Annotated in this window: 1 protein-coding gene and 1 pseudogene; one reads left to right on the top strand and one right to left on the bottom strand. The window is 52.9% G+C overall.

Translation table 11 applies throughout. From position 1 onward, the window contains the following. Window positions 1-535: 535 nt before the first annotated feature. A pseudogene (locus BUA65_RS18935) lies at window positions 536-1613 on the top strand (anaerobic carbon-monoxide dehydrogenase catalytic subunit); the annotation flags it as partial. A gap of 163 nt (window positions 1614-1776) precedes the next feature. Here the strand turns inward: BUA65_RS18935 and BUA65_RS17420 are convergent. Continuing rightward, window positions 1777-2064 carry a DUF3795 domain-containing protein gene (locus BUA65_RS17420; protein ID WP_072871660.1) on the bottom strand — a complete coding sequence of 96 codons (288 nt, stop codon included), beginning with the start codon at window positions 2062-2064 and terminating at the stop codon, window positions 1777-1779. Window positions 2065-2312 lie beyond the last annotated feature (248 nt).

Raw genomic sequence — 2312 nt, 5'->3', positions numbered from 1 at the left:
ACAGAGAACGCCTGTTGTCACCCTGGGTAAAAGCGGTTAATTCCCAGGTATTAGATGGTATTGAGTAGGATTTATGGTAAACCGATCACGCATGCTTGAAAGATATTTGTACAATTTTTGCTCCAGACAGGGTTGAAGAAGCCATAAGTTATTACTCAGAAACCTATGACCGGCTCCATGACCGACTTATCAAGGTATATCCCATTGGCGACAATAGAGTAAAGTTGTATTGCCTTATTCCATTGATTTTTTTATCTGCTGAGCTATTAGAGCCTGGAACCAAGCGCCAAGTATCGCTTAATAGCTAGTTTACTGCTAAAGGAACTGCCGGACACATTTACTTTTTCCCCGGGGTTCCTGTATTGCTTTTCACAAGCACCTCCACCATGTATACACCTTCCTTCTCCGGGCATTACTAAAAAAAATGTTTCCGGGAGGAAGACAGATGGCCAAAAGGGAAAGGGTCCAGCTAGGCGGCCGGGTCAGTGTGCACGACTCGGTCCAGGAAATGTATGAGCATATACGCCGGAACGGTTTAACCAATGTATGGGATCGCTTTGACCCCCAGGAGAAAATCCGCTGTAACTTTTGCCTGGCGGAGGTTAGCTGCCAGCTGTGCACCAACGGTCCCTGCCGCGTTTCGGATAACGTGGGAGCCATTCTGGGTGTATGCGGCATCGACCGCAACGCCATGGCCATGCGGGACATGCTTTTGCGCAATGTGATGGGTACCGCCACCTATACCCACCACGCCTACGAAGCCTTCCGCACCCTCAAGGCCACGGCGCAGGGGAAAACGCCTTTTTCCATCACAGATAAAGATAAACTGTACAGCTTCGCCGGGCAGGTGAAGGTAGATACCAACGGTTCTCCCGAACAGGTGGCCATTCGCCTGGCCGATTTTCTGCCGATTTTCTGATCAGCAAACTTTACCGCAACTACGATGAACCCAGCACCATGGTGGAAGTTTTTGCCCCCGAACCACGGAAAAAACTATGGCGGGAACTGGCCATTTACCCCGCCGGAATCAGGCCGGAAAAATTAAAGGCGTGGTGGCCCTGGTCAACTGCACCACCATTTCCACCGGTCCCCACGACTACATGACCGTGGGGTTGGCGAGAGAACTGATCCGGCGCAACATACTGATCGTCAGCGGCGGTTGCGGCAACCACGCCCTGGAAGTGGCCGGCTTGGCCAGTCTGGAAGCGGCAGAACAGGCGGGGGAGGGCCTCCGGGAAATCTGCTGGTCTTTAAATATCCCTCCGGTGCTCAGTTTCGGTACCTGTACTGACACGGGGCGCATCTCCATGCTGGTCACCGCCGTGGCCAACCACCTGGGGGTGGACACCAGTGCCCTGCCCGTGGCCGTAACCGCGCCGCAGTACCTGGAGCAAAAGGCCACCATTGACGGGCTTTTTGCCCTAGCCTTCCGGCTTTACACCCATCTTTCGCCCACTCCTCCGGTAACCGGGGGCCTCGACCTAGTCAAGCTGTTGACCGAAGATCTGGAAGGCATTACCGGAGGGAAGGTTGCCCTGGGAGACGATCCGGTGCAGGCGGCCAACGGCATTGAGGAACACATTAACAAAAAACGTGCCGCCCTGGGAATTTAAGCATTAGCTGAGCGAAAAAGGTTCAGGCAAAATCTTTCAAAATCTTTTAGGAAAGCATCATTCGCCGATAACCCACTTCCACGCGATCAAATACGAACGCAGGAACGAAAAAGTGCGCCCGGACTAAGTTAACCCCCTTGCCATGTCCCGTGGCGAGGGGAGTCTAATGCTGGGGACCGGATCGGCGCCTGTACATTTGCAAAAAACTCTGGCTCAACGGATAGGGACCACGCTCATAGCGGGAACAGGGAAATTCGGAACAATCCCGGGAGCAGTAATCGATGTTCCGGGTAATGGCGCAGGCCAGCACGGGGCAGCGAAAACCCAACTGTTCCTGAATGTTGATTTTGGCCCGAGCTTCAATGCTGTTGCCGGGACCGCAGGACGCACATTTGCCCCGGTTGTACAGGCCACAGGCATCGCAGGCCAGCCCACAGGGACCGGTAGCCATGAAAAAACCTCCTTAAACAATCAAAAAAACAGCATGATGGCATTGCAAACACGGCATTCCGGGAAATATTTTACCTATCGCTTTTTGCCCTTTCAATGGCTTCTTGTTTTTCTTAGAGGGCGCGTCCACTCTGGCCCAACAACACCTAACCCCTGTCAAGGGACAGTGAAAATGTCACCCCAAAAACGCCTTAACGGGACAGAGAAAATGTCACCCCTCTTGATTGGTGGGTAAGATATTATTGTGAG

It is taken from the genome of Desulfofundulus thermosubterraneus DSM 16057 (assembly GCF_900142025.1).
Lineage (GTDB): Bacteria > Bacillota > Desulfotomaculia > Desulfotomaculales > Desulfovirgulaceae > Desulfofundulus > Desulfofundulus thermosubterraneus.
This window is presented reverse-complemented; position numbering and strand designations above follow the sequence as displayed.

Coding starts and splice junctions, on each gene's coding strand:
- BUA65_RS17420 (WP_072871660.1), bottom strand. CDS start 2,064: ATGGCTACCGGTCCCTGTGGGCTGGCCTGCGATGCCTGTGGCCTGTAC.